21 protein-coding genes are annotated in these 23503 nt (G+C 69.3%); 18 read left to right on the top strand and 3 right to left on the bottom strand.

Going from position 1 to position 23503, the window contains the following annotated elements:
• Positions 1-8: 8 nt before the first annotated feature.
• The 15 genes from MVF96_RS11220 (at position 9) to MVF96_RS11290 (ending at position 15561) form a co-directional block, all read left to right on the top strand.
• Positions 9-875 carry a PP2C family protein-serine/threonine phosphatase gene (locus tag MVF96_RS11220; RefSeq protein ID WP_058250263.1) on the top strand — a complete coding sequence of 289 codons (867 nt, stop codon included), beginning with the start codon at positions 9-11 and terminating at the stop codon, positions 873-875.
• 11 nt (positions 876-886) lie between these two features.
• Positions 887-1657 (top strand): FHA domain-containing protein, encoded by a 771-nt coding sequence (locus MVF96_RS11225; RefSeq protein ID WP_165630143.1) that lies wholly within the window; start codon positions 887-889, stop codon positions 1655-1657.
• Between the two features lie 170 nt (positions 1658-1827).
• Complete coding sequence (locus MVF96_RS11230; protein WP_058250265.1) at positions 1828-2319, top strand: helix-turn-helix transcriptional regulator; 492 nt, start codon at positions 1828-1830, stop codon at positions 2317-2319.
• Positions 2320-2382: 63 nt separating this feature from the next.
• A complete protein-coding gene (locus MVF96_RS11235; protein WP_065632103.1) occupies positions 2383-3237 on the top strand; it encodes an acyl-CoA thioesterase in 855 nt (284 codons plus the stop codon).
• A complete protein-coding gene (gene pdxT, locus MVF96_RS11240; protein ID WP_137808769.1) occupies positions 3234-3854 on the top strand; it encodes a pyridoxal 5'-phosphate synthase glutaminase subunit PdxT in 621 nt (206 codons plus the stop codon). The genes MVF96_RS11235 and pdxT overlap by 4 nt, the downstream gene beginning before the upstream one ends.
• Before the next feature lie 156 nt (positions 3855-4010).
• Positions 4011-4766 carry a YebC/PmpR family DNA-binding transcriptional regulator gene (locus MVF96_RS11245; RefSeq protein ID WP_058250268.1) on the top strand — a complete coding sequence of 252 codons (756 nt, stop codon included), beginning with the start codon at positions 4011-4013 and terminating at the stop codon, positions 4764-4766.
• 101 nt (positions 4767-4867) lie between these two features.
• Positions 4868-5437, top strand: a complete 570-nt coding sequence (gene ruvC / locus MVF96_RS11250) for a crossover junction endodeoxyribonuclease RuvC (protein ID WP_058250269.1) — start codon at positions 4868-4870, stop codon at positions 5435-5437.
• Positions 5434-6027 carry a Holliday junction branch migration protein RuvA gene (gene ruvA, locus MVF96_RS11255; RefSeq protein ID WP_065632105.1) on the top strand — a complete coding sequence of 198 codons (594 nt, stop codon included), beginning with the start codon at positions 5434-5436 and terminating at the stop codon, positions 6025-6027. The genes ruvC and ruvA overlap by 4 nt, the downstream gene beginning before the upstream one ends.
• Positions 6028-7116: a Holliday junction branch migration DNA helicase RuvB gene (ruvB, locus tag MVF96_RS11260; protein WP_058250271.1), complete on the top strand. Its 1089-nt coding sequence runs from the start codon at positions 6028-6030 to the stop codon at positions 7114-7116.
• A 170-nt stretch (positions 7117-7286) separates the two neighbouring features.
• Positions 7287-7670, top strand: a complete 384-nt coding sequence (gene yajC / locus MVF96_RS11265) for a preprotein translocase subunit YajC (RefSeq protein ID WP_065632106.1) — start codon at positions 7287-7289, stop codon at positions 7668-7670.
• 248 nt (positions 7671-7918) lie between these two features.
• Positions 7919-9544 carry a protein translocase subunit SecD gene (gene secD / locus MVF96_RS11270; protein ID WP_238995072.1) on the top strand — a complete coding sequence of 542 codons (1626 nt, stop codon included), beginning with the start codon at positions 7919-7921 and terminating at the stop codon, positions 9542-9544.
• Entirely contained in the window at positions 9541-10734 is a 1194-nt protein-coding gene (gene secF, locus MVF96_RS11275; protein WP_058250274.1) for a protein translocase subunit SecF, read from the top strand. Before secD ends, secF begins: the two co-directional genes overlap by 4 nt.
• Before the next feature lie 10 nt (positions 10735-10744).
• Positions 10745-12478 (top strand): ABC transporter substrate-binding protein, encoded by a 1734-nt coding sequence (locus tag MVF96_RS11280; RefSeq protein ID WP_247451995.1) that lies wholly within the window; start codon positions 10745-10747, stop codon positions 12476-12478.
• A gap of 16 nt (positions 12479-12494) precedes the next feature.
• Positions 12495-13070, top strand: coding sequence for an adenine phosphoribosyltransferase (locus MVF96_RS11285; protein WP_159371898.1), 576 nt, complete (start codon positions 12495-12497; stop codon positions 13068-13070).
• A 106-nt stretch (positions 13071-13176) separates the two neighbouring features.
• The gene (locus MVF96_RS11290) at positions 13177-15561 is read left to right on the top strand and encodes a RelA/SpoT family protein (RefSeq protein WP_137808776.1); all 2385 of its coding nucleotides are present in this window, start codon (positions 13177-13179) and stop codon (positions 15559-15561) included.
• Between the two features lie 185 nt (positions 15562-15746).
• Here the strand turns inward: MVF96_RS11290 and MVF96_RS11295 are convergent, their stop codons facing one another.
• Positions 15747-16667, bottom strand: coding sequence for a peptidylprolyl isomerase (locus tag MVF96_RS11295; RefSeq protein ID WP_137808777.1), 921 nt, complete (start codon positions 16665-16667; stop codon positions 15747-15749).
• A gap of 186 nt (positions 16668-16853) precedes the next feature.
• Here MVF96_RS11295 and MVF96_RS11300 point away from each other — a divergent pair, with 186 nt between their 5' ends.
• Together MVF96_RS11300 and hisS are read left to right on the top strand one after the other, a co-directional pair.
• Positions 16854-17594: an MBL fold metallo-hydrolase gene (locus MVF96_RS11300; protein WP_137808778.1), complete on the top strand. Its 741-nt coding sequence runs from the start codon at positions 16854-16856 to the stop codon at positions 17592-17594.
• Positions 17591-18856, top strand: a complete 1266-nt coding sequence (gene hisS, locus MVF96_RS11305) for a histidine--tRNA ligase (protein ID WP_247451996.1) — start codon at positions 17591-17593, stop codon at positions 18854-18856. Before MVF96_RS11300 ends, hisS begins: the two co-directional genes overlap by 4 nt.
• Before the next feature lie 88 nt (positions 18857-18944).
• Here hisS and MVF96_RS11310 read toward each other — a convergent pair whose 3' ends face one another.
• Both MVF96_RS11310 and ypfJ read right to left on the bottom strand, forming a co-directional pair.
• Entirely contained in the window at positions 18945-20633 is a 1689-nt protein-coding gene (locus tag MVF96_RS11310) for a DUF885 domain-containing protein (protein ID WP_165630141.1), read from the bottom strand.
• Complete coding sequence (ypfJ, locus tag MVF96_RS11315; protein WP_165630140.1) at positions 20630-21487, bottom strand: KPN_02809 family neutral zinc metallopeptidase; 858 nt, start codon at positions 21485-21487, stop codon at positions 20630-20632. The genes MVF96_RS11310 and ypfJ overlap by 4 nt, the downstream gene beginning before the upstream one ends.
• A 141-nt stretch (positions 21488-21628) precedes the next feature.
• On the opposite strand from ypfJ, the gene aspS reads away from it, so the two are divergent.
• A complete protein-coding gene (gene aspS / locus MVF96_RS11320; RefSeq protein ID WP_065632117.1) occupies positions 21629-23461 on the top strand; it encodes an aspartate--tRNA ligase in 1833 nt (610 codons plus the stop codon).
• Positions 23462-23503 lie beyond the last annotated feature (42 nt).

Here is a 23503-nt window from a genome sequence, read left to right on the forward strand (position 1 = left end):
TGCTGATCATGGATGCGGCGACCATCGTTCGAGACGCTTCGGTCTCGGGCACACACATCGTGGGTGAACTGCGGCTCGAGTGGTCCGCCGCGTGCAATGTGGGGCGAGTACGGGAGACGAACGAGGACGCGGCGCTCGCGCTGCCGGGGATGTACCTGCTCGCCGACGGCATGGGCGGGCACGACAGCGGCGAGCTGGCCAGCGAGGCCGCATTGCTCACCTTGTCGGAGGCCACCAGCGCGGGTGAACTCAAGGCGACCCAACTGCAACTCGACGATCTGTTGCTCGCCGCCCAGCGGCGCATCGGCGAGATCGACACCGAGACCGAGCGACGCGCGGGTACCACCGCCACCGGCATCGTGCTCGTCACGCACGAGCAGAGCCCGCACTGGCTGGTGCTCAACATCGGCGACTCGCGGACCTATCGCTTCCAGAACGGGTCGCTCAACCAGCTCACCACCGACCACTCGCAGGTTCAGGAATTCATCGACGCCGGATTTCTCACGCCCGAGCAGGCCCGGACCGACCCGCGCCGCAACGTGATCACGCGTGCGCTCGGCGCGGGCATGGTCGACCCGGTCGCCGACTACTCGAGTACGCCGGCATTCCCGGGGGATGTGCTGCTGCTGTGTACCGACGGTCTGACCGGGGAGCTGCCCGACGAGGAGATCGGTGACATCCTGCGCAATGCGGAGGACTCCCGGCAGGCGGCCGAACGGCTCGTCGACGCCGCCCTGGCGCTCGGCGCGCATGACAACGTCACCGTCATCGTCGTGAGTGTCCACGAGTCGGTGCCGACGCTCACGATGCCCGCGCTCGACGACTCGGCGCAGGGAGAGGCCGCCGGAGCTGCTCCGGCCCCCGACCCGAGCTGATCGGAGGACTGATGACCACGGGTCAGGGCCGGGCCGAGACACCCCCCGCAGAGTCCGGCGACGCCGCGCTGGACGCCGGGGCGACCTACGTCGAATACTGCGGCGAGCGCATCGCGCTCGACGCCGACCGACGGTTCTTCATCGGCCGCGAAGCGGATCTGTCCATCGACGACAACCCGTACCTACATCGCCGATTCCTGGTGATACACAACGAGAACGGGCTCTGGTGGCTCACCAATCTCGGTACGCACCTGTCGGCGAGCGTCTCGGCGGGCGACGTCGGGTTCTCGGCGACCCTGGGCCCCGGTGCGCGGATGCCGCTCGTCTTCGGTGAGACGACCATCGTGTTCACCGCCGGCCCGACGACCTACGAGCTGAGCCTGTTCGCCCGCGCACCGCAGGTGAAATCGGTGACGCGGCCGGAATACAGCGGCGGGCACACGACGCAAGGCGTGCCCACGCTCACGGAGAGTCAGAAGCTGCTGATCATCGTGCTGGCCGAGGAGATCCTGCGGCGTGAGGGGACCGGCTCGAGTGCCATCCCGTCGTCGGCGCAGGCGGCGCGCCGGCTGGGCTGGCCGCTGACCAAGTTCAATCGCAAGCTCGACAACGTCTGCGACAAGCTCGATCAACTCGGGGTGAGCGGAATGCGCGGCGGGGGCGGGAAACTCGCGAGCAACCGCCGGACCAAACTGGTGGAGTACGCGGTGTCGTCACGCATCGTCACGCGAGAAGATCTCCCCCTCATCGACGCCGAGGCGGCCCGAAACGCGGCCGACTGAGTCAGCCGCCGCATCTGCACGTCGCTGACCTGCGGTTTCACCGTGGGTAGTTCTCCCCACGGGTAGGGGAGTTCTCCCCATCGACCACCCGGGCCGCAGCCCATAATCTTCATCTCATCGCCGGGAGAACCCGGAAGACCACCGGTTGAATGAGTGAAGAGGAAGCACACATGACTGCGATCGCCCATCAGGCCCCCCAGCACCTGCGCTCGGTCAGCGCTCGTCGTGACGCGGAGGCCATCGCCCGCCGGAAGGAAGCCCTGGCGCGTCTGGCGGCTCGCCGGATGCCGTTGCCCGGCCACCAGATCCAGACGCCGCGCGCGGGTCAGCCGCTCGGCCTGGGCCATCGTCCGGGACACCCCCACCTGCACCGTGCGGTCGCCGTTCCCGCGCTCACCGAGGTCCCCGAGGTCGCGGAGGCCACGGCCGACCGCGCCAAGCCGAATCTCACCTCGCGCGAGGTAGAGGTCCTGCGCACCTGGATGCTCGTCGACTCCAAACCCGCTGTGGCCCAGGAGCTCTACATCTCGCTCGGTACGGTCAATACCCACCTCACCCGGATCCGGGCCAAGTACGCCGAGATCGGCCGTCCCGCCCCGACGAAGGCATCGCTGGTCGCCCGGGCCATCCAGGACGGGATCATGACCCTCGACGAACTCTGATCGCCGGCCGCGCTTCGGCGGGCAGGGGAGTGCCCACCGGCGCCGTGCGCGATACTGGTCTGCGTGGCAGCCATCGAGGACATACTCCAGGTCGAACAGATCGAGACCGACATCTACCGCGGCGGTGCGTTCCCGAGTCACCTTCAGCGCACCTTCGGCGGCCAGGTCGCCGGCCAGGCCCTGATGTCGGCGACCCGCACGGTGTCCGACGAGTTCGACGTTCATTCCCTCCACGGTTATTTCCTGCGTCCCGGTGACCCGGATCGTCCGGCGGTGTTCCTCGTCGACCGCATCCGCGACGGACGGTCGTTCGTCACCCGGCGGGTGACCGGCATCCAGAACGGCGAGGCGATCTTCACCATGTCGGCGTCGTTCCATGTACGGACCGACCAGGGCTACGAGCACCAGGACCGGATGCCGCCGGCGCCGCAACCGGACGAGCTCACCGACCGCCTCGACGAGCTGGCCGAGGAAGAGCGCGCGGTGTTCAAGGAGTGGCGCAACTTCGATCTGCGCATCGTGCCCCCGGAGATGATGGTCACCTCGTCGTATTTCGCTGCGCAACAACGAGTCTGGTTCCGCTACCGCCATCGGCTGCCCGACGACACCGTCTTCCATGTCGGCACCCTCGCCTACATGAGCGACATGACCTTGCTCGGCTCCTCGCGCGTGCCCCATCCGGAGTCCAACCCGCAGGTCGCCTCCCTCGACCACGCGATGTGGTTCATGCGCCCCTTCCGGGCCGACGACTGGCTCCTCTACGACCAGACGTCGCCGTCGGCGGGCGGTGGTCGCGCGCTGACCCAGGGACGGATCTTCGATCGACAGGGCCGCCTGGTGGCGGCGGTCACCCAGGAGGGGCTGGCGCGCACCGGTCGTGTGATGCCCGACGACCAGCACGCCCGGACCGATCGGTGAGCGAAGGCAACCGGCCGCGGATCGGGGTTCTGGCACTGCAGGGCGATGTGCGCGAGCACGTCTTCGCGCTCGAGGCGGCCGGCGCCGACGCCGTGGCGGTGCGACGCCCGGCCGAACTCGACGAGATCGACGGAATCGTCATCCCCGGCGGTGAATCGACGACGATGAGCAAACTGCTCGGCATCTTCGACCTGTTCGACCCGCTGGTCGACAAGCTGTCCGACGGCCTCCCGGCGTACGGGTCGTGCGCGGGCATGATCATGCTCGCCTCCACGATCCTCGACACCCGGCCCGACGCACGGCATCTGGACGCCCTCGATGTCACGGTGCGGCGCAATGCATTCGGGCGTCAGGTGGAGAGTTTCGAAACCGACCTGGAGTTCACCGGGATCACCGACACCGAGGGTGCCGCGCCGATGCGTGCGGTGTTCATCCGGGCGCCGTGGGTCGAGTCCGTCGCCCCGGAGGTCGAGGTCCTGGCGCGTGTTCCCGACGGCCCGGCGGCCGGGCGGATCGTCGCGGTCCGCCAGGGGAACGTGCTCGCGACGTCGTTCCACCCGGAGGTGACCGGCGACCGGCGCGTACATGAATACTTCGTGGAGATGGTGCGTCGGTAAGATCGTGCCGAACCAGCGGTAGACCACGAGCCCGGCACGCCGGGAACAACCCAACAGGGCGCACCACCAACAGGGCGACCGGATACAGGTAGGAGTGCGCCGGATGCGGGCCACGGCCCGCCGCACGTGCCGGCGCCGGGAAAGGAATCGACGGACATGAGCGGCCACTCCAAATGGGCCACCACCAAGCACAAGAAGGCGGCCATCGACGCCAAGCGCGGCAAGATGTTCGCCAAGCTCATCAAGAACATCGAGGTGGCGGCGCGGACCGGCGGCGGTGACCCGGCGGGTAACCCCACGCTGTTCGACGCGATCCAGAAGGCGAAGAAGTCCTCGGTCCCCAACGACAACATCGAACGCGCACGCAAGCGCGGCGGTGGTGAAGAGGCCGGCGGCGCGGACTGGCAGACCATCATGTACGAGGGCTACGGGCCCAACGGCGTCGCCGTGCTCATCGAATGCCTCACCGACAACCGCAACCGTGCGGCCGGCGAGGTCCGGACCGCGATGACGCGCAACGGCGGCAACATGGCCGACCCGGGTTCGGTCTCCTACCTGTTCACCCGCAAGGGCGTGGTGACGCTGGAGAAGAACGGCCAGACCGAGGACGACGTCCTGATGGCCGTGCTCGACGCGGGCGCCGAAGAGGTCACCGATCTCGGCGAGTCCTTCGAGATCGTCAGCGAGCCAAGCGATCTCATCGCCGTCCGCAGCGCGCTGCAGGAGGCCGGGATCGACTACGACTCCGCCGAGGCCAGCTTCCGCGCGTCGGTCGAGGTCGCGGTGGACGCCGACGGCGCACGCAAGGTGTTCAAGCTGATCGACGCCCTCGAGGACTCCGACGACGTCCAGAACGTCTACAGCAACGTCGACATCAGCGACGAGGTCCTCGCCGAACTCGAGAACGACTGACAGCCGCCGCCCGCCCGGTGTGTTGATCACCGGACTTGTCCGTCCTCCCCGATAAGATCTCGAACAACTGTTCGCAGATCACGATGCCTGGGAGGGTACGAGTGCGCGTCATGGGCGTCGATCCGGGTCTGACCCGGTGCGGTATCGCGCTGGTCGAGTCGGGTCGGGGACGGACGGTGACCGCCCTCGACGTGGACGTCGTGCGCACCCCCAGCGACATGGAACTCGCCGAGCGGTTGCTCGCGATCTACACCTCCGCGTGTCACTGGCTCGATGTGCACCAGCCCGACGTGGTGGCCATCGAGCGGGTCTTCGCGCAGAACCAGGTGTCCACGGCCATGGGGACCGCGCAGGCCGGCGGCGTCATCGCGCTCGCGGCGTCCCAGCGCGACGTACCGGTGCGCTTCCACACCCCGTCGGAGGTGAAGGCGGCGGTGACCGGGAGCGGACGGGCCGACAAGTCTCAGGTCACCGCGATGGTGACCCGGATTCTCGGCATGCAGACCAAACCACGTCCCGCCGACGCCGCGGATGCGCTCGCGCTCGCGATCTGTCATTGCTGGCGCGGACCCATGATGGAGCGGATGGCAGCCGCACAGAAGCAGGCCGACGCGGCCGCGGCGCGGCACCGCGCGCGGGTGGCCCAGGCACGAGAAGGGAGTCGCGCATGATCGCGTCAGTCCGCGGACCGGTGCTCGAGATCGCGCTCGACCACGCCGTGATCGACTGCGGGGGAGTGGGATACCGCGTGCTGGCGACGCCCGCGACGCTGTCCCGGCTGCGCCGCGGCGACGAGGCGACGCTGCTGACCTCGATGATCGTCCGCGAGGACTCCATGACGCTCTACGGCTTCACCGAACCCGACGCCCGTGCGCTGTTCGCGCTGCTGCAGACGGTCACCGGCGTCGGCCCGCGACTCGCGATGGCGACCCTCGCAGTCCTCGAGCCGGATGCGTTGCGACGCGCGCTCGCCGAATCGGACACCAAGTCACTGACCTCGGTACCCGGCATCGGCAAACGCGTGGCCGAACGGCTGTGCGTCGAACTGCGGGACAAGGTGGACCGGCCCACGGGCGAGGCGTCGACCGGTGTGACCGTCGTCGGCGGTATTCGCGAGCAGGTCGCCGAGGCGCTCGTCGGGCTCGGGTTCACCGCCGGTCCGGCGGAGAAGGCGGTCACGGCGGTACTGGCCGAGAATCCCGACGCCGATGCGTCCACCGCGCTGCGTCACTCGCTGTCACTGCTCGGCAAGGCGTCGTAGATGGGCGGCGATCCGGACGACGTCGACGACCGGGACGTGAGCGCGATGCCGGTGCGCTCCGACGGCGACCTCGACGCCGGTCTCCGTCCCCGGTCACTCGCTGATTTCATCGGCCAGCCGCGGGTCTGCGAACAGCTCGAACTGGTCCTGCACGGGGCCAAGGGCCGCGGTGGCACCCCCGACCACATCCTGCTGTCGGGACCGCCCGGGCTCGGCAAGACGTCGCTGGCCATGATCATCGCCTCGGAGATGGGCGCCGCCATCCGGGTGACCTCTGGTCCGGCACTCGAGCGCGCCGGCGACCTCGCGGCCATGCTGTCGAACCTCGTCGAGGGCGACGTGCTGTTCATCGACGAGATCCATCGCATCGCGCGCCCGGCCGAGGAGATGCTGTACCTCGCGATGGAGGACTTCCGCGTCGACGTCGTGGTCGGCAAGGGCCCGGGAGCGACTTCGATTCCGCTCGACGTCGCGCCGTTCACGCTGGTCGGGGCGACAACACGGTCGGGGTCGCTGACCGGCCCGCTGCGCGACCGGTTCGGGTTCACCGCGCACATGGAGTTCTACGAGCCCGACGAACTCGTCCGGGTGCTGCACCGCTCGGCCGGGATCCTGGGCATGGAACTCCGCGGCGACGCCTCGGGCGAGATCGCGCGCCGGTCGCGGGGCACGCCCCGCATCGCGAACCGGCTGCTCCGCCGGGTCCGCGACTACGCCGAGGTAAGGGGAGACGGGTCGATCACCGTGGACGTCGCCCGCGCGGCGCTCGCGGTCTACGACGTCGACGAACTCGGCTTCGACCGTCTGGACCGAGCCGTCCTCGACGCCCTGATCCGCGCCTTCGGCGGGGGGCCGGTCGGGGTGTCCACGCTGGCCGTGGCCGTCGGCGAGGAGCCGGCGACCGTGGAGGAGGTCTGCGAGCCGTTCTTGGTGCGCGCGGGCATGATCGCGCGGACGCCGCGCGGGCGGGTGGCCACTGCCGCCGCCTGGCATCATCTCGGACTCACCCCGCCCGCCGGTGCGATGAACGCCACCTTCGGGGTGCGTCCCCGTGACGTGGCGGCCGACACGCTGTTCGACGACCTCTAGCCGGATCTTCGACGACCGTCGAGGACACCGGCACCACCTGCGGGGATGAGCTCCGCGCAAGACGTGGCACACTGTGTGGAGCACAGCTGAGCTGATGCTGCCCGGATTCGTCCGGACAGGCCGCTCGCTCACGCCGTACCCACTGATACCCAAAGGACTGACTCGCACTCATGGACGCTCTGCTCTTCCCGCTTCTGCTCGCCCTGCTGGCCGGCTTCATGTTCTTGTCGATGCGGAAGCAGAAGAAGCGTGTGGCCGAGATGCAGGAGATGCAGAACTCGGTGTCCACCGGTACCCGCGTCCAGCTGACCTCGGGTCTCTTCGGCACCGTGATCGACGCGAGCTCGCCCGACGTCGTCGATGTCGAGATCGCCACCGGCGTGGTCACCCGCTGGAACCGGCTGGCCGTCATGCGCGTCGTCCCGACGGATGAGGCCGCGGCCACCTACGCCGGCCACGTCGCCCCGGAGATCGAGTCCGACGACTACGACGACGCCGACTCGGTCAGCCTGGACAAGCCCGCCACCGACGACGCGCGCGACAACGACAAGTAAGCCGCATCCGCGCCGCGTCGATCCACGACGCGGCGCGCCCATCCGTCTGCACCGCCTCCGACGCGTTTCCGGCGTGTCCCGGCCAGGAGTGGACGATGGGTCATGCCGGTCGGGCTGCTCGTCGGCCGGTTGACGCTCTCAAGGAGACCTGAACAGCTGTGACAACTCCCTCTCGGACTTCGGGGAAGGGCCGGACTGCAGGGAAGCGGTCGCGACCGGCTCGAGAGATCCCGCCGTGGCGTCCGCTCGTGGCCTTCATCGGCCTGCTCGCGGTCGTCTACGGACTGATCTTCTTCACCGGACCCCAGACCATCGAACCGAAGCTCGGTATCGACCTCCAGGGCGGTACGCGCGTCACGCTGACCGCGCGGACCGAGGACGGTCAGGCGGCGACCCGAGAGCAGCTCGATCAGGCCAAGCAGATCATCGAGCAGCGCGTGAACGGGCTCGGCGTCTCCGGTTCCGAGGTCGTCGTCAGCGGTGACAACCTGATCATCACGGTCCCCGGCCAGGACGGCGCGCAGGCCAAGTCACTCGGCCAGACGGCGCGCCTGTACGTCCGACCGGTCGTCGGGCAGCCGGCCATGGCGACTCCGCAACCGCCGAAGCCCGAGAGTGCCGACGATCAGGCCGACGCCCTGCCCACCGAGGCCGCGGCAGCCGCCATCGACGAGCAGCGCAAGCTCCGTCAGGCGCCGGGGAACGCGACCCCGCAGCAGCTCGAGGCACTCCAGCAGCAGATGGCGAAGATGGACTGCTCGCCGACGGCCAACGACCCGCTGCTGGGCAACGACCGCCCCGATCAGTACCTCGTGGCCTGCTCGACGGACGGCTCGGAGGTCTACCTCCTCGGCCCGGAGATCATCGACGGTCGCGACATCAAGAACGCGAACGCCGGTACCGATCCGCAGACCGGCGAATGGGTGGTGACCCTCGAATTCGAGGGTGAGGCCGCCAGCTTCTGGCCCAGGTACACCGCCGAGCAGGCCCCCAACCGGACCCAGACCGCCTTCACGCTCGACTCGCGCGTCGTCTCGGCGCCGGCGATCAACGAGCCCATCCCGGGCGGTCAGACCCGAATCAGCGGCGGTAGCGCCAGTCCGTTCACCGAGTCGTCGTCGAACGAACTCGCCAACGTGCTGAAGTACGGCTCGCTGCCGTTGTCCTTCACCGCCTCCGACGCCGAGACGATCTCGGCGACACTGGGTCTCGCGTCGTTGCAGGCCGGTCTGATCGCCGGTCTCGTCGGCCTGATCGCGGTCTTCATCTACGCTCTGGCCTACTACCGAATGCTCGGCATCCTGACGGTGCTGTCGCTCGTCCTCGCCGGGGCGATGGTCTACGGCATCATCGTGCTGCTCGGTCGCTGGATCGGGTTCACCCTCGACCTCGCCGGCATCGCGGGTCTGATCATCGGGATCGGTATGACCGCCGACTCGTTCGTCGTCTACTTCGAACGAATCAAGGACGAGATGCGCGAGGGGCGCAGCTTCCGGTCCGCGGTGCCCCGCGGTTGGGCGAGCGCGCGCCGCACGATCTGGTCCGGCAATGCGGTGAGCTTCATCGCCGCCGCGGTCATCTACATCCTGGCGATCGGTGAGGTCCGCGGCTTCGCGTTCACACTGGGTCTCACCACGATCCTCGACGTCATGGTCGTGTTCCTGGTCACCCACCCGCTGGTCGTCTACGCGAGCCGTTCGACGTTCCTGTCGAAGCCGAGCGTCAACGGACTCGGGGCGATCAGCGAGGTCGCCCGCCAGCGTCGTGTCGCCGCGCACCGGCAAGCGGGTGCGGCCACCGCCGACACGTCTGCGTCGCCGACGGACGCCGACGACACCACCGACGCCACTCGGGAGAAGGGGACCGTGCGATGACCGGGCCGGACAACAAGGCAACCGGCGACTCGGCCGTCCTCGACGCCGACAAGGCGCAGCCCGGCGCGGACGCCGACTTCGTCGCCGATCGCAACCGCTCGTTCCTGTCCCGGCTCTACACCGGTACCGGTGCCTTCGAGATCGTGGGACGCCGCCGCATGTGGTACGGCGTGACCGCGGCGATCCTGCTGATCTGCCTGGCCTCGATCGGAATCCGCGGGTTCACCCTCGGTATCGACTTCGAGGGCGGTACCCAGATGTCGGTGCCGGTCGTCTCCTCGGAGATCACCGCGGAGTCCGTCGAAGAAGTTGTCACCGCGACCCTCGGCGAGGCGCCCGAATCGGTACAGACCGCGGGCGCCGGTGGCAGCCAGACGGTCCAGGTGCGCACCGAGACCCTCGATCTCGCCCAGGCGGAGTCGGTGACGCGCGCGCTCGCCGACGAGTTCGGTCCCGAACTCGCGCCCGCCGAGGTGAGCATCTCGGATGTGAGCTCGACGTGGGGCAGCGAGATCACCGAGCGCATGCTGATCGCGCTGGCCGTGTTCCTGGTCATCGTGTTCGTCTACATCGCGGTGCGATTCGACCGGGAGATGTCCATCGCGGCGATGGGGTCGCTGTTCTTCGACCTGATCGTGACCGCCGGTATCTACTCGCTCGTCGGGTGGGAGGTCACCCCGGCGACCGTCATCGGCCTGCTCACCATCCTCGGCTTCTCGATCTACGACACGGTGGTCGTGTTCGACAAGATCTCCGAGAACACCCGCTCGGTACTCCAGACCACCCGGCGTACCTACGCCGAGCAGGCCAACCTGGGTGTGAACCAGACCCTCATGCGATCGATCAACACCACCGTCATCTCGGTGCTGCCGATCATCGCCCTTATGGTCATCGCGGTCTGGCTGCTCGGCGTCGGAACGCTCAAGGATCTCGGGCTGATCCAGCTCGTCGGTGTCCTCGTCGGTACGTTCTCGTCGGTCTTCCTCGCCGCGCCGCTCCTGGCGACACTGAAGGAACGTCGCCCCGACATCGGCCGGCACACCGAGAAGGTCCTCCGACGTCGCGCCGGGCTCCCGTCCGACGAGCCGCGGCCGGTCCGGACGCGCCGAGGGGCGTCCGCCGGGGCAGCAGTCGACACCGATGACGCGGACCGCGCGGTCCCGACCGGCAAACGCCGCCGCAACCGCTAGTCTCTGCGACGTGAGCGTTGGACGCCGGGAGTTCGTCAGGGTCCTGAGCCTCCTCGTCGGGCTCGTCACGGTCGCCGGGCTGGTGACGGCCTGCGGCGACGACGGGCCGCCGACGATCGACTACGTGGTCGACGCGCGGATCACGACCTACAACGCGAACACGGTGAGCGGCAACGCCGATGGCGTCCTCATGGCGACCACCCGGCTGCTGCCCGGCTTCAGTCTGCTGGGCCCGGCCGGCCAGGTCATCCCGGATCGCGACGTCGGCACGGTCACCCAGGTGCCCGGCCGCGTGCCGACCCTGCGGTATGACTTCAACCCCGAGGCGGTCTTCTCCGACGGGGTGGCCCTCGACTGCGACGATCTCGTGCTCGCCTGGGCGGCGATGAGCGGACGGCTGCCCGGCTTCACCCCGGCGACCACCGCCGGCTATCGCGACATCGACTCGGTGAACTGCGCGGCCGGCGACAAGAGCGTGACCGTCACCTTCTCGCCCGGACGGGAGTACCGGAACTGGCTGTCGCTCTTCGGCGCCGGGGCGATGATGCCGGCGCATGTGGTGGCCCGCGTGGCCGGCCTCTCCGACGTCATCGACCCGATCCGGGCGATGGACCGGGCCGCCGTCGGACGCATCGCGGACGCATGGAACACCGGCTTCGACCTGACGTTCGGACCGGTCGATCACGCGCACTATCCCGCGTCGGGTCCGTATCGCATCGACCGGTACTCGCGCTCGGGCGGACTCGTCCTGGTGCCCAACGACGAGTGGTGGGGCGACAAGCCGGAGACCTCGCGCATCGTCGTCTGGGGGCGCGGGACCGACGCGACCCGCCGGCTCCCCAACGGGCGGTTCGACGTCGTCGACGTGACGGCCGGCCTTGTCGACGGTGACATCGCCGGTTCGGCGGGGGCCGCCGGGTCGTCCTCGCCGGCGCGCGCGCTGGGCGTCGAGGAACTCGTCCTGGCGGGCCGCGGCTTGTTCGGCGATGTCCGGATGCGCCGGGCGTTCGCCTCCTGCGTCCCGCGAGCCGACCTCGCGCGCGATTTCGGCGCCGGCGCGCAGGTCTGGAATCTCCGGGTGCTCTCCCCGGCAGACAATCTGGCCGCACAGATGAACACCGAATTCGGCCAGGCCTATCAGCGGCCGGACATCGAACGAGCGCGCGGACTCGTCCGGGCGGCCACCGGGCAGGGCGCGGTACAGGACCCGGCCGGCGGCGAGGCGGCCGGTTCGGAGGTCGCGCTGCGACCGCGGACGGTACGCATCGGCTACGTCGCACCGACTCCACGGTGGCAGCAGATGACCGCGGCGATCGCGGCGTCGTGCCGCGCCGCCGGGATCGTCGTCGAGGACGCGTCCTCACCCGAGCTGCGACCCGACGCGCTCGGCCGCGACGTCGACGCACTCATCGTCGCCGGGGGCGCGTCATTCGCCGCGGCCGGTGCTGCCGACCCGAGCCGGGACGCCTACGCGTTGCGCGGCGGAGACCCGTTGAACCTGTCCGGCATCCGGGAGCCGATGGTGAGTCGGGGAGTGGATCAGCTCGCGACGACCGTCTCGGCGCCCGACCGACTCCGTCTGGCCCGGTCCATCGAGAACGCGACCTGGGCGACGATGCCGTCGGTGCCCCTCTTCGCGGCGCCGCGGATACGGCAGTGGAAGGATCGGGTGGGCAACGTGGTGGCCGGTCTCGGCCGCGACGGCACCGGATGGAACATGGATCGGTGGACGATCCGTGGCTGAGCAGGGGAGTGAAGCGATGGGTGGTGTCGTGCCCGACCGTACGGCGGAGGCGGTCTCGCGAGCGCAGGCGGCGATCGCCGAACACGCTCGCCTCGTCGACGACTTCCCGGCTCCCGGAATCGCTTTCAAGGACCTGACACCGGTCCTCGCGGACCCGGAAGGGCTGTCGACGATCGTCACCGCGCTGACCCATGGCTGTTCGTCGATTGACCTCGTGGCCGGCATCGACGCCCGCGGGTTCCTGCTGGGCGGCGCGGTCGCGCGTGAGCTCCAGGTCGGGGTGCTGGCGGTCCGCAAGGGCGGCAAGCTGCCGCCGCCGGTCCTCGCCATCGACTACAGCCTCGAATACGGACAGGCCACGCTCGAGATCCCGGCCGACGGCCTCGACCTCACCGGCCGGCGTGTCCTGCTCGTCGACGATGTGCTCGCCACCGGCGGGACGGCGGTCGCCGCAGCCGAACTGCTCCACCGTGCGGGTGCGCACGTCGTCGGGGTCGCGGTGATCATGGAACTCGCGGGTCTCGGCGGCCGGGACACGATCGCCCGTGGCCTCGGACCGGACGTTCCCGTTCATGCGGTCGCGCTGGACTGACGGCGTCGACCCGGTCATGGGCGGGCGCGACTAGAATCGGCTGAGCCCGCCCGGCAGGCCGGACGGGTCACCGTATGCCGACAGACAACCGTGAGGAGGACCGCTGATGCCCGATGAATCCGACACGGCGCAGCGTGGCGTGAATCCCGCGGGCACCCCGGACGCCGGCGCGACGTCGGCCGAGACCGTCGACCGGCCGAACGCACCGGCCGCGGTCGGCTCCATCCAGCCGGGTGCGTCGGCCTCACGCCGGGTGCGCGCCCGCCTCGCGCGCCGCATGACCGCGACCCGCAGCCAGGTCCGGCCGGTCCTCGAACCGCTGGTCACCCTGCACCGCGAGATCTACCCGAAGGCCGACGTGGCGTTGCTGCAGCGCGCCTACGACGTCGCCGACGAACGGCACAGCGGCCAGAAGCGCAAGTCCGGCGATCCCTACATCACCCATCCGCTGGCGGTCGCCACGATCCTCGCCGATCTGGGCATGGACACCACCACACTCATCGCGGCGCTGCTGCACGACACGGTCGAGGACACCGGCTACTCCCTGCAGGCGCTGGAGAAGGACTTCGGACCCGAGGTCGCACACCTCGTCGACGGCGTGACCAAGCTCGACAAGGTCGCCCTCGGCAGCGCCGCGGAGGCCGAGACCATCCGCAAGATGATCATCGCGATGGCGCGCGATCCGCGCGTTCTCGTCATCAAGGTCGCCGACCGGTTGCACAACATGCGCACGATGCGCTTCCTGCCGCCGGAGAAGCAGGCGCGCAAGGCTCGCGAGACCCTGGAAGTCATTGCGCCACTTGCTCATCGACTCGGCATGGCGACGGTCAAATGGGAACTCGAGGACTTGTCGTTCGCGATCCTGCATCCCAAGCGCTACGAGGAGATCGTGCGGCTGGTCGCCGACCGCGCTCCGTCCCGCGACACATATCTCGCGCGGGTGCGCGCCGACATCAACAACGCGCTGGCCGGGGCGCGTATCAACGCCACCGTGGAGGGGCGGCCCAAGCACTACTGGTCGATCTATCAGAAGATGATCGTCAAGGGCCGCGACTTCGACGACATCCACGACCTCGTCGGGATGCGCATCCTCTGCGAGGAGGACCGCGACTGCTACGCCGCCGTCGGTGTCGTGCACTCGCTGTGGCAACCCATGGCCGGGCGCTTCAAGGACTACATCGCCCAGCCGCGGTTCGGCGTCTACATGTCGTTGCACACCACCGTCATCGGACCCGAGGGCAAACCGCTCGAGGTGCAGATTCGCACGCACGAGATGCACCGCACGGCCGAGTTCGGGATCGCCGCGCACTGGCGCTACAAGGAGAACGGCTACCGCAAGTCGGGCAAGAAGTCCGACACCGCCGAGATCGACGACATGGCCTGGATGCGCCAGCTGCTCGACTGGCAGCGGGAGGCCGCGGACCCGGGTGAGTTCCTGGAGTCGCTGCGCTACGACCTCGCCGTGCGCGAGATCTTCGTGTTCACCCCGAAGGGCGACGTCATCACGCTGCCCGCCGGGTCGACCCCGGTCGACTTCGCCTACGCGGTCCACACCGAGGTCGGGCACCGTTGTATCGGCGCGCGCGTCAACGGCCGGCTGGTCGCGCTCGAGCGCACGCTCGAGAACGGCGAGGTGGTGGAGGTGTTCACCTCCAAGGCGCCGACCGCGGGTCCGTCGAAGGACTGGCAGACGTTCGTGGTCTCGCCGCGCGCCAAGGCCAAGATCCGGCAGTGGTTCGCCAAGGAGCGACGCGAGGAGGCCCTCGAGGCCGGCAAGGACGCGATCGCCAAGGAGGTCCGCCGCGGCGGGCTCCCGCTCCAGCGGCTCCTCAGCGCGGAATCGATGTCGGCGATCGCCCGCGAGTTGCGCTACACCGACGTCACCGCGCTCTACACCGCGGTCGGTGAGAACCATGTCTCCGCACGGCATGTCGTCAACCGGCTGGTCGCCTCACTGGGTGGCATCGAGGACGCCGAAGAGGCGATCGCCGAGCGGTCGACGCCGTCGACGATGCCCACCCGGGCACGCCAGGGCGGCGACGCGGGCGTCATAATCGACGGCATCGACAACGTCGTGATCAAACTCGCCAAGTGCTGCACCCCGGTGCCCGGCGACGACATCCTCGGTTTCGTCACCCGCGGCGGCGGGATCAGCGTGCACCGCACCGACTGCACCAACGCCGAATCGCTTCGGCAGCAAGAGGAACGAATTCTCGACGTGTCCTGGGCCCCGTCGCCGGAATCGGTGTTCCTGGTGGCGATCCAGGTGGAGGCGCTCGACCGGCACCGGCTGCTGTCGGACGTGACCAAGGTGCTCGCCGACGAACGCGTCAACATCCTGTCCGCGTCGGTGACGACGAGCCGGGACCGGGTGGCCATCAGCAAGTTCACGTTCGAGATGGGCGACCCGAAGCACCTCGGGCACGTGCTCAACGTCGTGCGCAACGTCGAAGGCGTCTACGACGTCTACCGGGTGACCTCGGCGGCGTGATCGGGAGGCTCTGTTCTGATTCGCCAGCCCACTCCCTCTGCTCCCTGAGGTGCGAGCGAAGCGAGCCACGAAGGGCCGGGTGAGCTGCCTCGCCAGGCCCTTCGTGGCTCGTCGCTCGCGCTCCTCGCACCTCAGGGATCACGGGTTTCGAGGTTCTTTTGGATTAGGGATCAGAGTCCCGGCGCCTAGTTGATCGTGGCCGTCTCGATGGTCACCGGGAGCTTCGGCTCGCCGTCCCCGGGCTGACTGTCGATCGGGCCGGGGTTGATGCCGCCGGCGTAGACCTTGTCGAGCACCGCGAGTCCGGGTTCGTCGACCTTGCCGACGATCGAGTAGTCCGGGCCCAACTGGCTGTCGTTGATCACGATGAAGAGCTGGCTGGACCCGGTGTTCGGGTTCTGTCCGCCCTGGCTGCTGTTGGCGATCGCGATGGTGCCGCGCGGGTAGATGACGGGCTGCGAACCGGTCGTCGGATCCGGCTGCCCGACCGTCTGCAGGTCGGTCGGCGGCTCGTCGGGGCTGGTCCAGCCGGGCCCGCTCATGCCGGTGCCGGTGGGGTCGCCGCACTGCAGGATCTTCAGCGTCTCGCTGGTGGTCATGCGGTGGCAGGTGGAGTCGTCGTAGAATTTGTTCTCGATCAACGAGGTCACCGCAGCCGTGTTGCACGGCGCGCCGTCCCGCTCGAGCGTGATCGGCAGGGTGCCCTGAGAGGTGACGAACGTGGCCTTCTCGGTGCCCGACTTGAGGACGCGCTCATCCGGTTTGGGCGAGGTCCGCTCGTTCTCCGCGGCCGCCTTCAGCTCGTCGAGTTCGGCTTGGTACTGCGCTCGCTGATCGGCCGGGACGTTGTCGGGCACCTGATCGGGCAGCTGGTCGAAGCGGCTCGGGGAGTCCTCGTAGGCGCAGGTCGTCCAGCGTGCGGCCTCGCGGTCGTCCATGATCTTCTTCACCACGACGGCGGTCACGCCCGCGACCACGGCGACCACGACCGCGGTCGAGACGGAGGCGATGACGATCTTCCGCTTGCGCCGGGCGAGGCGCTCGGTCTCGAGGCGTTCTTCGAGCTTCCGCTTCGCCGCCTCGCGGCGCTCCTCATTGGTGGACACGCGGGTGGATCCTCCTGAAACCTCGGCATGGCTGTGCCGACATCGTCGTGGATGTCACTTACTCGGGGGCAAGTGTGCCAGTTGTACCTGAGAACGGGGTGCGGCGGGTCGCGAGCCATGCCGCCTACGCAACAATGGACACCGACGTGTGTGCGTCGTCCTGTCCGCGCCGACCCGAGGAGCAGCATGCTCATCACCGGATTCCCCGCCGGGATGTTCCAGACGAACTGCTACATCGTCGCCGCCGAGGCGGGATCGGAGGCGGTGATCATCGATCCGGGCCAGGATGCGGCGCCGCGGGTCCGGGAACTGCTCGCCGAACACGACCTCACCCCGGTGGCGGTGCTGCTCACGCACGGTCACCTCGACCACACCTGGAACGCGACGGAACTCTGCGACGAGTACTCGATCCCGGCCTACATCCATCCCGCGGATCGTCCGATGCTCGCCGATCCCGGTCTCGGCATCGGACGGGCGTTGGGCGCGATGATCGGCGACCAGGTGTTCACCGAGCCGGAGAAGGTGGTCGAGTTCGCCGACGGCGAGTCGGTGGAGCTCGCCGGGGTCTCCTTCTCGGTCGATCTCGCGCCCGGGCACACAAAGGGCTCGGTGCTGCTCGGGGTCGACGTCGACGTGCCGGACGAGGCCCGGGATCAGGCCGGGCCCGACACGCCGTCGGTGGTCGGGGTCTGCTTCTCCGGTGACGTATTGTTTGCCGGTTCGATCGGCCGGACGGATCTCCCCGGGGGCAACCATCAGCAGTTGCTCGACTCGATAGCGGCGAAACTCCTGCCGCTGCCCGCGGAGACGCTGGTCCTGCCCGGCCACGGACCCCAGACCACCATCGGCCAGGAGAGTGCGAGCAATCCCTTCCTGGCCGGCCTCGAACGCCAGAGCACGCGACCGAAGGGACGACACGGACTGTGAGCGGAGCATTTCAGGCCCCCCGGGGCATCCCGGACTACTTCCCGCCGAACTCGGCGGACTTCCGGCGGGTCCGGGACACGCTCACCGACGCCGCGCGTCGTGCCGGCTACGGCCACATCGAACTGCCGGTGTTCGAGGACACCGCGCTGTTCGCACGCGGGGTCGGGGAGTCGACCGATGTCGTGAGCAAGGAGATGTACACCTTCGCCGACCGCGGCGACCGCTCGGTGACGCTGCGTCCCGAGGGCACCGCGGGCGTGGTGCGCGCGGTGATCCAGCACGGCCTCGACCGCGGCCAGCTGCCGGTGAAGGTCTGCTACGCCGGGCCGTTCTTCCGCTACGAGAAGCCGCAGACCGGCCGGTACCGCCAGCTGCAACAGGTCGGCGTCGAGGCGATCGGTGTCGACGACCCGGCGCTCGACGCCGAGGTCATCGCGATCGCCGACGAGGGCTATCGCCGCCTCGGCCTGACGGGGTTCCGGCTCGAGATCACCTCGCTGGGTGACGACGAGAGCCGTCCGCGCTATCGAGAGGCGTTGCAGGAGTTCCTGTTCGGGCTCGATCTCGACGAGGCCACCCGGATGCGCGCCGAGATCAACCCGCTGCGTGTCCTCGACGACAAGCGGCCCGAGATCAAGGCGGCGACCGCAGGCGCACCGCTGCTCATCGACTATCTGTCCGACGACGCGAAGGCGCACTTCGACCTCGTCCTGGCGCACCTGGACCGGCTGGGTGTCGTCTACGAGATCAACCCGCGTCTGGTGCGCGGCCTGGACTACTACACGAAGACCACGTTCGAATTCGTCCACGACGGTCTCGGTGCGCAGTCGGGCATCGGCGGCGGCGGGCGCTACGACGGTCTGATGCGACAGCTGGGCGCCAAGCAGGATCTGTCGGGCATCGGGTTCGGGATCGGCGTCGACCGGACGATGCTGGCGCTGGAGGCCGAGGGTGTCGCGGGCACCGAGGCGGCCCGCTGCCAGGTCTTCGGAGTGCCGCTGGGCTCGGCGGCCAAAGCCGAACTCGTCGGTGTCGCAGGCGCTCTGCGCGCCGCCGGGATCAGTGTCGACCTGGCTTACGGCGATCGTGGCCTCAAGGGCGCGATGAAGGCGGCCGACCGTTCGGGGGCGCGGCTGGCGCTGGTGCTCGGGGAGAACGAACTCGCCGAGCGCCGGCTGGAGATCAAGGACCTGAGCAACGGCGAACAGCACCGGGTCGCCCTGGACGACGTGGTCGCCGAGGTCCGTCGTCTCCTGGGCTGAGGTCAGCGCATACATTCGCAGCTGAAAACCGCCCAGTGCAGGACCGGCGACTGCTCAAAGGCGTCGGCGAAGCTGCGGAGGGTGGTTTTCAGCGGCGCGTCTCCTGGTCCTCGCCGGCGACCTCGGCCGCGAGGACGTCCAGCGAGACACCGCCGAGAGCCAGTGCGCGCGAATGGAAGTCCTTGAGCGTCCAGTCCGGGTGCCGGCGGAGGGCGGCGGTACGCGTCTGCTCCCACACGCGCTGGCCGAGCGCATACGAGGGCGCCTGGCCGGGCCAGCCCAGATAGCGGTCGAGTTCGAAGCGCAGCACGGCGTGGTCCATCGCGACCGACGAGGTCAGGAACGTCCAGGCCTTGTCGGCGTCCCAGATCCCGCCGCCGAGGGACTCCGGCGCGGGCAGGCGGCAGTGGACGCCGATGTCGACCACGACCCGCGCGGCCCGCAGCCGCTGCGAGTCGAGCATCCCCATACGGTCGCCCGGGTCCTCGAGCCAGCCGAGCTCGTCCATCAGGCGTTCGGCGTAGAGCGCCCAGCCCTCGCCGTGTCCGGAGGTGAACGACGCGAGCTTGCGCCAGGCGTTGAGGTCGGGGTCGACGATCGCTGATCCGAGCTGGAGATGATGCCCGGGCACGCCCTCGTGGTAGACCGTCGTCTTCTCCTGCCAGGTGTGGAAGACGGTCTGGTCGTCGGGCACCGCCCACCACATCCGTCCCGGACGGGAGAGATCCTCGCTGGGCTGGGTGTAGTAGATGATCCCGGTCGACGACGGGGCGAGCCGACACTCCAGCCGGGACAGCCGGGCCGGGAGGTCGAAGTGCGTGCCCGCCAGACCGGCGACCGCCGCGTCGGACGTCGCCTGCATCCAGTCGACGAATTCCGCGCGATCGTGGATCTGGTACTGCGGCTGACGATCCAGCCAGGCGAGCGTCGCCGCGACCCCCTGTCCGGGGAGCAGTCCCTCCGCGATCTCCTGCTGCTCGGCGACGATCTGCTGCAACCGGGTCATCGCCCAGGCATAGGCGTCGTCGGGGTCGGCGTCGGCGCCCAGGTAGGCCGGCAGGTGCAGCAGGTAGCGGTCGCGGCCGACCGCGTCGTCGTCGACGGCCTGAGCGAGAACGCCGGTGCGCAGGTAGTGGGCGAAGGTCCCGAACGAGGTCCGCGCCGCGTCGAGCGCGGTGGCGAGGGTGCCGGCGAGCGCCGGGTCGGCCGCGATCGGTGCGGTGTTGCCGGCGATGGCATCGGCCGCGGTGTCGGCCTGCCGGGCGACCGCCGCCACCTGTCGACGGGCCGGCGGCGGACCGTGACGAAGCCGGTGGGCGAGGCCGTCGACGACGTCGGTGAGCGACGCCGGGATCGCGGTGAGGCGGGACAAGAAGGTCTCCCGCTGCTCGCGGGTGTCGGTGGGCATGAGGTCGAAGACGTCGCGCAGCGCCTGCAACGGTGACGCGATGACATTGCAGTCGCCGATGTGCTCGCCCGCGTCGGCGAGTGCGAGCTCGCGACGCAGCGAGGCGCTCATGGTCGCGACGGTGACGCGGTCGATGGCATCGACGACGTCGGCGCCGCCCAGGGCGGAGAGGGTGCCGGCGGCGACCTCGGCGCGTTCGGCGCACCCCTGCGCGGAGAAGTCGGTCAGCCGGTCGTCGTGCCCACCGCGCCCGATCTCGGTGGCGAACAGCGGATCGAGCGCGCACAACCGGTCCAGGTGCGCCTCGGCGATCGCATCGACGGCGGTGGGCCTGCGCGGGCCGGTCCCGCCGGGGTCGGTGGCGTTCACAGGTCGTCGGTGGCGAAGGTGTCGCAGCGATCCGGATCGCCCGACTGATAGCCGACGGTGAACCACCGCATGCGCTGGGCGGCCGAACCATGAGTCCAGCCCTCGGGATTGGAGCCCGCGCCCTGGATGGTGTCGTCGCCGATGGCCTTCGCGGTCTGGATGACCGTCGCTATCTGCTCCTCGGTGATGGGCGCTAGGAGGGCGTCTGGGCCGTCGTCGGCGTGATGGGCCCACACCCCGGCGAGGCAGTCGGCCTGCAATTCGACCCGCACCGAACCCGATCGCGGTCCCTGCGAACCCATCCGCTGCCCCTTGGCGAGGGCGCCGGTGAGGTTCTGCACGTGGTGTCCGTACTCGTGGGCCACGACGTACTCCTGCGCGAGGGGCCCGTCGCTGCCGCCCATGCGACGCAGCTGGGCGAAGAACGTCGGATCGAAGTACGCCGTCGAATCGGCGGGACAGTAGAACGGGCCGGTCGCCGAACTCGCCGCGCCGCATCCGGTGTTCACCGCGTCGGAGAAGATGACCGTCTGCGGTGGCTCGTACTCGGGCCACAGATCCGACCACACCTTGTCGACGCTGACGGTGGTCGCCTTGATCCGGCAGATCGTGTTCTCGTTGGCCATCTCATAGGTGCACTCGTCCAGTTGCTGCTGGATCTGCGCGGCGTCCGACGAGGTGCCGGGAGCGGGGCCGCCGGCGCCGAGCAGATCGCCGGGATTCACCCCGAAGAACAGCGCGACGATCGTGATGAGGAGTCCCGCGCCGCCGCCCAGCGCGATCCGGCCCCCACCGCCTCCACCGCCGCCGGAGACGTTGCCGGTGTCGATCGATCCGCTGCCTTGGAAGGTCACGCGGCCATTCTGGCACGATCGGCACCCGCCCTCGGCGCAGTCGCGGAGGTATGCGATTGACGGCCGGGGGCGTGGATACGGCACCATGGACACCTGGTCTGCGTTTCCGCCGACCGATTTCGACTCCTGGAAGGATTCTCAGTGCTCCGCACGCATTCCGCAGGTTCGCTGCGCCGCGCCGACGCGTCGCAGACCGTCACCGTCGCCGGGTGGGTCGCACGCCGACGCGACCACGGTGGCGTGGTCTTCATCGACCTGCGCGACGCCACCGGACTGGTCCAGGTGGTCTTCCGCGACGAGTCGGTCGCGCCGGCCGCCCACCGTCTGCGCGCCGAGTACTGCGTCACCGTGACCGGCGTCGTCGAGGTGCGTCCCGAGGGCAGCGAGAACCCCAACCTGAGCTCCGGCGAGATCGAGATCAACGCCGTCGAGCTCGAGGTCCTCAACGAGTCCGCGCCGCTGCCGTTCCAGCTCGACGAGTCGCCGGGCGAGGAGGCGCGCCTGCGTCACCGCTACCTCGACCTGCGGCGTGCGGGGCCCAGCGCGGCGCTCCGCCTGCGGTCCAAGGCGAACGCGGCGGCGCGCGGCGTGCTCGCCGCCCACGACTTCACCGAGATCGAGACGCCCACGCTGACCCGGTCGACGCCGGAAGGGGCACGTGACTTCCTGGTCCCGGCGCGCCTGCAGCCCGGCACCTTCTACGCCTTGCCGCAGAGCCCGCAGCTGTTCAAGCAGCTGCTGATGGTCGCGGGCATGGAGCGGTACTACCAGATCGCGCGCTGCTACCGCGACGAGGACTTCCGCGCCGACCGGCAGCCGGAGTTCACCCAGCTCGACATCGAGATGAGCTTCGTCGACCAGGACGACGTCATCGCTGTCGCCGAGGAGATCCTCGTCGCGCTGTGGAAGCTCATCGGCGTCGACATCACCACCCCGATCCCGCGGATGACCTACGCCGATGCGATGCGCCGATTCGGTTCGGACAAGCCGGATCTGCGCTTCGGTATCGAACTCGTCGAGTGTGCCGAGTACTTCAAGGACACCCCGTTCCGCGTGTTCCAGGCACCGTACGTCGGAGCGGTCGTCATGCCCGGCGGTGCGTCGCAGCCACGCCGCCAGCTCGACGCATGGCAGGAATGGGCGAAGCAGCGCGGGGCACGCGGTCTGGCGTACGTCCTCATCGCCGAAGACGGGACCCTCAGCGGGCCGGTCGCCAAGAACCTCTCCGAGGAGGAGCGCTCCGGTCTGGCCGCCCATGTCGGCGCGGAGCCGGGTGACTGCGTGTTCTTCGGTGCGGGAGAGGTGAAGTCGACCCGCGCCCTGCTCGGTGCCGCGCGCGGTGAGATCGCCTCGAAGCTCGGGCTCATCAAGGACGGGGACTGGGCGTTCACCTGGGTGGTGGACGCGCCGATGTTCGAGCCGGTTGCCGACGCGACGGCGTCCGGCGATGTCGCACTGGGACATTCGGCCTGGACCGCGGTGCACCATGCGTTCACCTCGCCCAAGCCGGAGTCGATCGACGCCTTGGAGTCCGATCCGGGTTCGGCCCTGGCCTACGCCTACGACATCGTGTGCAACGGCAACGAGATCGGCGGCGGATCGATCCGTATCCATCGGCGGGACGTGCAGGAGCGCGTCTTCGAGATCATGGGCATCGGCCACGACGAGGCGCAGGAGAAGTTCGGCTTCCTGCTCGACGCCTTCGCCTACGGCGCTCCGCCGCACGGCGGCATCGCCTTCGGATGGGACCGCATCACCGCCCTGCTCGCCGGCGAGTCGTCCATCCGCGAGGTGATCGCGTTCCCCAAGTCGGGTGGCGGCGTCGACCCGCTGACCGACGCCCCCGCGGCGATCACCCCGCAGCAGCGCAAGGAATCGGGGATCGACGCCAAGCCCGCACCGCGGGGCGGCGCCGACCAGAAGGACGCCGAGCAGAAGGGCGCCGACCAGAAGGACGCCGGGAGCACTGCCTGAGCCGAAAAGCGGTGGGCCGACGTGAGTTCGGCCACCGTGTTC

Origin of the sequence: Gordonia hongkongensis (assembly GCF_023078355.1) — a bacterium.
Taxonomy (GTDB): domain Bacteria; phylum Actinomycetota; class Actinomycetes; order Mycobacteriales; family Mycobacteriaceae; genus Gordonia; species Gordonia hongkongensis.

Excerpts from the sequence above, each read along its gene's own strand:
- MVF96_RS11220 (WP_058250263.1), top strand. The coding sequence starts at position 9 with ATGGATGCGGCGACCATCGTTCGAGACGCTTCGGTCTCGGGCACACAC.
- MVF96_RS11225 (WP_165630143.1), top strand. The coding sequence starts at position 887 with ATGACCACGGGTCAGGGCCGGGCCGAGACACCCCCCGCAGAGTCCGGC.
- MVF96_RS11230 (WP_058250265.1), top strand. The coding sequence starts at position 1,828 with ATGACTGCGATCGCCCATCAGGCCCCCCAGCACCTGCGCTCGGTCAGC.
- MVF96_RS11245 (WP_058250268.1), top strand. The coding sequence starts at position 4,011 with ATGAGCGGCCACTCCAAATGGGCCACCACCAAGCACAAGAAGGCGGCC.
- ruvA (WP_065632105.1), top strand. The coding sequence starts at position 5,434 with ATGATCGCGTCAGTCCGCGGACCGGTGCTCGAGATCGCGCTCGACCAC.
- ruvB (WP_058250271.1), top strand. The coding sequence starts at position 6,028 with ATGGGCGGCGATCCGGACGACGTCGACGACCGGGACGTGAGCGCGATG.
- yajC (WP_065632106.1), top strand. The coding sequence starts at position 7,287 with ATGGACGCTCTGCTCTTCCCGCTTCTGCTCGCCCTGCTGGCCGGCTTC.
- secF (WP_058250274.1), top strand. The coding sequence starts at position 9,541 with ATGACCGGGCCGGACAACAAGGCAACCGGCGACTCGGCCGTCCTCGAC.
- MVF96_RS11285 (WP_159371898.1), top strand. The coding sequence starts at position 12,495 with ATGGGTGGTGTCGTGCCCGACCGTACGGCGGAGGCGGTCTCGCGAGCG.
- MVF96_RS11290 (WP_137808776.1), top strand. The coding sequence starts at position 13,177 with ATGCCCGATGAATCCGACACGGCGCAGCGTGGCGTGAATCCCGCGGGC.
- MVF96_RS11300 (WP_137808778.1), top strand. The coding sequence starts at position 16,854 with ATGCTCATCACCGGATTCCCCGCCGGGATGTTCCAGACGAACTGCTAC.